The organism is Candidatus Poribacteria bacterium (assembly GCA_016866785.1).
Classification (GTDB): domain Bacteria; phylum Poribacteria; class WGA-4E.
Window position 1 is genome coordinate 1 of record VGLH01000154.1, and the last position, 8,391, is coordinate 8,391.

The 8,391-nt window shown below is 61.9% G+C and carries 9 protein-coding genes; all 9 read right to left on the bottom strand.

Going from position 1 to position 8,391, the window contains the following annotated elements:
• Nucleotides 1-168: 168 nt before the first annotated feature.
• Complete coding sequence (locus tag FJZ36_16660; GenBank protein MBM3216530.1) at nt 169-633, bottom strand: hypothetical protein; 465 nt, start codon at nt 631-633, stop codon at nt 169-171.
• A 76-nt stretch (nt 634-709) separates the two neighbouring features.
• A complete protein-coding gene (locus FJZ36_16665) occupies nt 710-1,528 on the bottom strand; it encodes a DUF3037 domain-containing protein (protein ID MBM3216531.1) in 819 nt (272 codons plus the stop codon).
• 10 nt (nt 1,529-1,538) lie between these two features.
• Nucleotides 1,539-2,045 (bottom strand): hypothetical protein, encoded by a 507-nt coding sequence (locus tag FJZ36_16670; GenBank protein ID MBM3216532.1) that lies wholly within the window; start codon nt 2,043-2,045, stop codon nt 1,539-1,541.
• 554 nt (nt 2,046-2,599) lie between these two features.
• Nucleotides 2,600-3,046 carry a flagellar export chaperone FliS gene (gene fliS / locus FJZ36_16675; GenBank protein ID MBM3216533.1) on the bottom strand — a complete coding sequence of 149 codons (447 nt, stop codon included), beginning with the start codon at nt 3,044-3,046 and terminating at the stop codon, nt 2,600-2,602.
• Between the two features lie 269 nt (nt 3,047-3,315).
• Nucleotides 3,316-4,677: a hypothetical protein gene (locus FJZ36_16680; protein ID MBM3216534.1), complete on the bottom strand. Its 1,362-nt coding sequence runs from the start codon at nt 4,675-4,677 to the stop codon at nt 3,316-3,318.
• Between the two features lie 120 nt (nt 4,678-4,797).
• Nucleotides 4,798-5,319: a flagellar protein FlaG gene (locus FJZ36_16685; protein MBM3216535.1), complete on the bottom strand. Its 522-nt coding sequence runs from the start codon at nt 5,317-5,319 to the stop codon at nt 4,798-4,800.
• Nucleotides 5,320-5,720: 401 nt separating this feature from the next.
• The gene (locus FJZ36_16690; protein MBM3216536.1) at nt 5,721-6,548 is read right to left on the bottom strand and encodes a flagellin FliC; all 828 of its coding nucleotides are present in this window, start codon (nt 6,546-6,548) and stop codon (nt 5,721-5,723) included.
• A gap of 65 nt (nt 6,549-6,613) precedes the next feature.
• Complete coding sequence (locus FJZ36_16695; GenBank protein MBM3216537.1) at nt 6,614-7,477, bottom strand: flagellin FliC; 864 nt, start codon at nt 7,475-7,477, stop codon at nt 6,614-6,616.
• 85 nt (nt 7,478-7,562) lie between these two features.
• The coding region (locus FJZ36_16700) for a flagellin FliC (protein ID MBM3216538.1) at nt 7,563-8,391 on the bottom strand (829 nt) is incomplete at its 5' end.

An 8,391-nucleotide genomic window follows, 5' to 3' on the forward strand; every position in this document is an offset into this window, starting at 1 on the left:
GCGTGGTTGGCAAAGTACCGCTCGATTCTGGTGCGCTATGAGGTCAAACCGGAGAACTACTGCGGACGGGTGAAGCTCGCCTGCATCCTCATCTGGGCGCGCATCTGGCATCGGCTCAAAGCCGAACGACCCCGATTGAGATAGGCTCTTATTGGCTTGGCATTCGGATCAGAGCTTTCGGTCAATATACCGCGGGACGAGGTTCTTCGGAAGCGAGTGGTACGAACGGAGCGCCCGGCGGTCGGAGTCGAGCTGTTGGAGTTGAGCTCGGACGTCGTCGCGGAGCGAGCGCACGACGCGCTGCACTTCGCGGTCGAGCGTTTGTATCTCGCCGATGAGGTTCCCCCAACGCTCGATCTGTTCGGTGGGCGCCTGGAGCTCCGAGACGGCGATCTCGTCGCCCTGACGCTTCGCTTCCCAGGCTTCGATGAGATCGGACTTGTACGCGACCGCTGCGTCGAACCGCTTCCAGTCCGCCGAGCGCAGCGCGTCGATCTGTTCCACGGAAGCGCCTCGCCACAACGACAAGAAGCGCCCATAGGCATCGACCGCTGACAGGCGCGCGAGCTCAATGGCGGGCAGACGCGGCGCGGCAGGCGTCGCTGACAGGACGAACGGAAGGAGCGGGAGCACAGTGGCGATCCTCAGTCGGACGAGGAGTGTGTAGGCGCACCGTTCGCCAGCTGGAAGGCGCGACTGACGATCAGACTCAATGAGCTTGTTCTCTGATTGCTCTTATGAAGCCGTCAACCCCAGGCTTCTCGACGACCTGAAGCTGGTACTCCCCAAACAGGAGCAACTCTCGCATTCGGACATCCCTAGGATGGTCTTCAGGGAACAGTGCGACCATGATGAACTTGCACGGGCTTCCGTTCCCATCCTTTCGGTGCCTTTGGAGGAGATCGCCGTGCAGCGCCCATTGAGTGGCGACGTTCAGACTAGACTGCTCTTTCGCCGGGAACTGGGTGGTAGCAATCAGGTTCTCACGACCATTCACATAGGAATACGGAATACAAAGCTCACGGCCTGTCACTGGCACAATGACGCGTTGGTTGAACTGTATCTGTCGATCCTGTGCCAGCTCACGAAAGCACTCGTCAAGTTCGGGAACAAGCGGCTCTGACGCTTTCTCTTGCTCTGCCTGGGGCTTCCTTCTTCCGCCAACCAGTTCCTGGAACAGCCGCTCTAGGTCGTCGCCAGGGCTCCGAACACTCATGGGCCGTGGGGCAGTAACGATCAGATCATTTGCCCGCGTGTCGATGAAGGCGTTAAGGTCGTCCAATGTACGGAAGTCGGTGCCTCTGTGCCGCAACCGAATCTCCAGAGCCTTCTTCGCTGCATTGAGCCGTGCTGCGTCAAAGCTCTTGGTCCCAAAAAATCGGCGCGGACGATCGTTACCTTCGGCTGTACGGACGCCCAAGTACCAGGGATCGGGGCGAAACAGTAGCACGCCCACGTTGGACGCTTCCATGCGCGAAGAGTCAGGGCAATACTGGATCAGCGCGTAGTATCCTCGAGCGGCTGCCATGATGACCCTCCTAACAGAGCAACGATTGACTCGGCACGCGGAACGACATCAACTTGTCCACCATGTCAGGACCTGCGACGAACCGCGCCCTTTCCTCTATGAATCTAGCCAGAGCCAGGTGCGCAGTGGGAGCCAGATCCCACTCGCGAGGAACTCCCCTCAGTATGTTCGAGATGGTCTGAGCATCGACTGTGCGAAGGCGCTCCGCTGCTGCGTGCAGTTGTGTGCCATCCAGGAAGCGCCGGAACTGAGGAAAGAGCCCGTAGACTCTCGGATCCTTGATGTTGTCGATCGCCGCGATCCGAGTGCTGAGTTCGGTCGCCGTACTGGTGAAGCACTCGGTATGATCGATGGCAAGTAGACGGAGCCTGCCCTGGGTTGCTCCTTCTCCAGTCAGGAACACATTGTCTTCGTGGGCGTTCTGTGGAGCAAGGTCTTCCGGCGCATAGCGGTCTGCATTTCGTATCCACGTATCAAAGACAACCAGCCAAGATATGGTCTCGGGGTTGTCAAGCAACTCGAGCTCCTCCTCAGCCCCACCCCATGGGTGACCTTCCACTGCGCGCGTCACAAATGCTGGACCGGCCTCTGCAGCACGCCCATCGTGTAGTGGAATCTCGTCTGCCTCACTCAGTCGTAGAATGGCGTAGTCAAACGTCGGTAAGCCAAACCAACGCGCAAGGCCTGTTCCAACCCAATCCCGGATCAATGCGTGCGGACCCAGAGGGTTGTTAATGACCTTGATATAGGCGTTCCCGAGATCTGTTTGAATCTGAGCGGGAAATGTGCTTGATGCGAATGACCGGATGAACCGTTGGAACTGCGTTGGTTGCCACGGAGGCGAGCCCATGGGCACATACCGCTTCGGCGTGCAGACGAACCAACAGGGACTACCCAGCGGAGCGTCTGCCTGCATAGGGGTGGTGTCGGCGGGCCCAGTCTCCTAGTGGCATTAGGAGCGGATGGTGCTCGGCACGGTCATACGGTGCCAGGTCAGGGACGAACGAGCCTTGCAGCCGCCAACTCGGATCAGACATCGCATTCTGCCAGACGGTCCGTATGATTGGAGCGTCAGGTGGCGGTCGGAGCGGCGGCGCTGGGAGCAGCAGCGCGCTGCGCTCGCTGGATCGCCTCGTCCCAGGTCATCCGCAGGTCGCTCAGCAGCGTCACGACCTCTTCCAGCGCCGGGATTTCGCGGCGGATGTTCGCTTGGTTCAGCCGGTAGTTCATGTACTCGTAGAGGCGGAAGAGCTGCTTGGTCAACTCGCCGCCGTTATCCATGTCGAGCGCGGACATGAGCTCCAGGATGATGTCCTGCGCCTTGAGGATCAGGTTCGTCTTCTCGGTCAGGGTCTCTTCGCACGCAGGTTCCTGCATCTTCATCTTGGCGCGCTTGAGATAGTGGATCGCGCCGTCGTAGAGCATGAGCAGGAGCTGCTCTTTGCTCGCCGTTTCGATCTGCGTCCGCCGATACGCCTGAAACGGGTTCCGTTTGACCGGTACGGTCATCTGCTGCATCACGTTCCCCTCGCGTCGCCTATGGCGACCGCCACCTGCCTAGAGCCGGCTCTCGATGATCCCGAAGGAGGACACCCTTCGCTTCATCTAACGGCATCTGACGGGGAAAACTCAAGCCCCACTTCGTCCGTCGGCAGAACCAACCCACAGAGCCGTTGGCTCAGAGCCGACGCTCGTCACGCCATCGTCGTCACGCCATCCTCGGCAGCATCGCTCGCCCGGCGACAACCCGGGCTCTCAGCCACGCCGCCCTTCCCATGGACCATCCGTTATCTGCGACCCGTCGTCAAGCCACCCAACTGGCTCTGGAAGTACGAGAATTGCGAGTTGGATTCTGCGATCGCCTGCTCCAAGCGGATGAACTGGAGCCGCAGCCGCTCCTCTTTCGTCGCGAGCCGCTGCTCCATCTGCGCCTGCGAGTCCTGCAGCCGCTTGATCTCAGTGTTGAACCCTTCGATCCGGGTCGCGATGGTCCCGTCGATGGTGTCCGTCAGGCGGTCGAACAACCCGGTTCGGCTGACGTTCGTCAGGTCGTTCGAGAGAGCCTCGAAGAATGCCTGCACTTCCGAGGGCTTCGCCGCCAACTGCTCGCGCAGGCGAGCCGAATCCACCGTGAGTTGACCCGTGTCGCGGTTGATCGAGATCCCGATCCGCGAGAGCGCCGTCACGGTCGATGTCCCCAGCCCGGTCTGCTCGCTCGTCAGCTTCGACCGGATGTCCGAGCGGATGCCGTTCAGCGTCGAATCGCCAACCAGAGGACCCTGTCTCGTCGCGTCCGCCACGAACTTCAACTGCTCGTTCAGGAAGCCCATCACGCCGTTGACGGCTTCGACCCACGTATTGATGTTCGTGACGTTCTGGTCGATGTTCGGCGTGATCGCGACGTTTGTCGCGGTTCCCTTCGTCTGCTTGAAGGTGAGCGTGACGCCGGAGATGAGGTCATCGACGGTGTTGCTCGTCCGCGTGATCGTCTGGGCGCTGCCGCCGCTGCCCAACTGGAACACGAGGTCCGACGCCGACGAGAGCGCCGTCATCGCCAGCGAGCCGGTGTCGGTCGTCACCGTGACGGCGTTGGCGGTTCCTTCGTTCTTCGCCGTCACCATCAGGTGATACTGGCTGCCGCTGCTGTAGACCGACGCGGACATGCCGATGTTCGCGTTGTTGATCTCGTCGCGGATTTCCAGCAGCGATTTCGTCTCGTAGTTGTTCACCGTGACGGAGTCGGAACCGACCGTCAGCGTCAGCGTCGAGCCCGCCGCGCCGCCGATGGCGGTGTCCTGAGTCGCGAACCCGCTGGAACGATGGACGCTCTGCTGCGCTAGCGATGTCACCGACCCGATGACGTAGGTCCCGAAGTTCGCCGACGAGGTCGCCGACACGCCGATCGTGTCCGTGTCGGACGACGTGACCGACGCCGACTGCAGCGTCGAGCTCTGTCCAATCGTCGAAGTGGCAGACTTCATCGTCGCCGCGAGCGTGTTGATCTGCTGATAGAGTCCCAACTTGACGTTGATCGCAGACTCACGCTGCTGCATCAATCGCAACGGGCGGCGTTCGAGGTCCATCAGTTGGCTGATGATGCTCTCGGTGTCCAGCCTGGACGCGATACCGCCGACGTTGAACGCTGGCATGACGATCGGCTCCCTTCGCCGCTTCGTTCTCCGACGAGGCGGCGTTCTGTCAGTTCCCGTTCGCTCCCGCGCGGGCGGCGCTGCTCTTCCCGTCTACCGTGCCAAAGCGATGCGTCGGGTTCAGGCGACTTCGTCGAAGAACAGCCCGGTGACTTCCTGAACGCGGGAGACCATCTCGAGGAACTCCTCGGACGGAATCTGTCGGATGATCTCGCCCGTGTCTTCGTTCGTGACTAGGACGACCACCTGCCCGGAATCGCTGTCGAGCGCGAACGACACGCCGCGCTTGAACGACCGCGCGAGGAGGTTCGCCTCCTCGACCGTGTTGGGCAGAGCCTTCTGACTGGCGACCGTTCCGCGCGCCGACCGCGGCAGACCCGCTGACGGGTTCTCCGGGTTCATCGGCTTCTGGTTCCCGACAGCGCCCGCCTGACGCGTGTGCGGTACGGCGGGTTCGACCGCGGCGTTGTGCTGCACCGTCGCTGTGATCCGTGTGTCGATGATGCGCGTTTCCATTGTGAGTAACTCCCGATCAAGAGGCACTCGACGCCCAATTGGCGTCGCCACACTAGGGGATCGTCGCGCGAGTTCCCGTCTTCGGCATCGTCGAGGAACCCACTGCTTCCGCAGCCGCCACCTCATCGTCGAGAGGCTGTCGCGCTTCGATCCGCCGTACGCCTCGACATGCCGGCACGACCGGATTCACCCACTTCTCGGAGCCCGCTGCCGCAAGCGCCGAAAACCATAGGTCGAGGAATCCCTCGACTTGGGATCGCCGCAGGCTCGGAGCTCCCGTCGCCTTGGCTGACGTGCGCGAGTCCGGCAATCACACGGTGATGTCATGTCCCGGAATCGTGCATTTCAGCACGATCGACGCGATCAAAAGCGGGTGAGCCGCTCATCTCAAGTATCGGCTCGCCCTCCGGGGAACTTCACCGTTTCTCTCGCCGTTCGACCTTCGTGCCTCCGGCGTTCTTCAACTCCTAACGTTTCATCGACCGATTGGTTCGCTCAGTCTTGCTGATTTGGCATCCGTGTTCCGTTTAGAACTGCTGCAACAGCGTGATCGCGTTCTGCGGGAGCAGATTCGCCTGGTTCAGCACGGACGTGCCCGCCTGGACCAGGATCTGAGCTCGGGTCAGCGCAGCCGTCTCCATGGCGAAGTCCGCGTCACGGATAATCGATTCGGAGTTCGAGTGGTTCTCGATCTGCATCTGGACATTCGCCAGGGCGCGCTCCATCCGGTTCTGCGCAGCGCCCACTTCCGTCCGAACCGACGACAGCGAGGCAATCCCCAGTTCCAGCGAAGCGATGACCAACGCGGCGCTCGTCTGGCTCACCCAATCCTGAGAGGTCACGCCCGGAACGATCGACGCCGTCCCGACAGGGCCGATGCTGATCGTGATCCGCGAGATGTTCCCGGCGGTGTCGCCCACCTGGAACGTGAACTTCGGACCGGTCAACAGCGTGATCCCGTTGAACACGGTGCTCTGGGTGATCCGGTCGATCTCGGTGAGCAGCGCATCGACTTCCTTGGCGATGGCAGCGCGGTTGGACGTGTTGAACGTGCTGTCCGCCGCCGCGACGGCGAGCTCCTTGAGCCGCGCCATCATCGAGTTGAGCTGCTCCATGCCGCCGTCTGCCGTCTGGAACAGCGCAATCGCCTGCTGGATGTTCCGGTTCGCCTGCTTCAGCCCGGCGATCTGAGCCCGCATCTGCTCCGACACGAACAGACCCGCGGCGTCATCCGCTGCGCGGACGATCCGAAGCCCGGACGATAGACGTTCCATCGTCTTGCGGGCGTCGACTTCGGTGATCCCCAAGTGACGGCGCGCGTTGATGGACGTGATGTTCTGGTTGATGCGAAACATGCGGTTGCCCCCATCATCCTCGTTGCGCGTGCACGGCTAGCTCGGCGTCCCGGATGACTCGCCGACTAACCCAGCGCTCCGAGGAGATTCAGCGCGTTCTGCGGGAGCAGGTTCGCCTGGTTCAGCACGGCGGTTCCCGCCTGAACGAGGATCTGCGCGCGCGTCAACGCCGACGTCTCCGCCGCGAAGTCCGCGTCGCGGATCACCGATTCGGCGTTCGTCGTGTTCTCCGTCTGGATGTTGATGTTCGCGCCTGTGCGCTCCAAGCGGTTCTGAACCGCTCCGAGCCGCGCTCGGACCGACACGACGAAGTCGATCGCCGACGAGATCTGCGTCAGATACGAGTCCACGATGGTCGGCATCTGGACGTATGCCATGCTGCCCAGACCCGTCGAGTTGAACATCAACGCGAAGGTTCCGAACAGCGTGTTCGTATCGACGGTGACGACGCCGAAGTTGATCTTGTCGAACGTGTACTCGCCCACCTGGAAGGTGATGCTTGTCGGAGGCGGAACGAACAGGGTGATCCCGTTGAACTTGACCCCTCGGATGATCCGGTCCATCTCCTGGAAGAGCTGGTCGGCTTCGACCTGGATCCCTTTCTCGCGCTGCGCTGGGCTGTATGTGCCGTCAGCAGCTTGGATGGCGAGTTCCTTGAGACGGGTCAGCATGCCCGTCATCTGCTCCAGCCCGCCTTCCATCACCTGGAGGAGCGAGACGCCCTGCGCCACGTTGCGGTTCGCTGCCTTGTAAGCGGCGATCTGGGCGCGCATCTGCTCCGAGACGAACATCCCGGCGGCATCGTCGGCGGCTTTGTTGATCCGCAGACCTGACGACAGGTGCTCGATGGCTCGCGTCGTGTCCCTGCCGCTGGTGCTCAGGTGGCGATGTGCCTGCAAGGCGGCGATGTTGTTGTTGATTCGGAACATGAGTCACTTTCCCCATATTCGGATGCGGGATCCGAATGACTGCCGCCACGCTAGGCGGCGCTCGTTTTCAGTGCGTCCTAAGCGCCTAACCCAGCGACGACAGGAGGTTGAGCGCGTTCTGCGACAGCAGGTTCGCCTGATTCAGCACGGCAGTGCCGGCTTGGGCGAGAATCTGCGCGCGCACCAGTGCCGAGGTCTCCGACGCGACATCCGCGTCGCGGATGACCGATTCGGCGTTCATCGTGTTCTCGGTGTTGATCATGATGGACTGTGACGTGCGATCCAGACGGTTCTGGACCGCTCCGAGCCGCGCCCTCTGCGAGACGACCGTGTCGATCGCGCTCGCGACCTGGGTCATGAAGGCATCGACGATCGTCGGCATCTGCACGTATGCCATGCTCGCCGCCGTCGCGACGTTGAAGAGGGCATTGAAGGTTCCCAGCATCGCTCCCACGGTGAGAGCGTTCAGCGGCAACCCGATCTTGTCCCAGGTGTACTCGCCGATCTGGAACGTCATGCTCGTTCCGGTCGTCGGGAAGAGCGTGATCCCGTTGAAGGTGATGCCCCGCATGATACGGTCCATCTCCTGAACGAGCTGGTCGGCTTCGACCTGGATGCCCTTCTCCCGCTGCGCCGGGCTGTAGGCTCCGTCGGCGGCCTGGATCGCGAGTTCCTTGAGCCGCGTGAGCATGCTCGTCATCTGATCCAGCCCGCCCTCCATCACTTGGAGGAGCGAACTCGCCTGCGCAACGTTGCGGTTCGCCGCCTTGTACGCGGCGATTTGAGAGCGCATCTGCTCCGAGACGAACATCCCGGCGGCATCGTCGGCGGCTTTGTTGATCCGCAGACCTGACGACAGGTGCTCGATGGCTCGCGTCGTGTCCCTGCCGCTGGTGCTCAGGTGGCGATGTGCC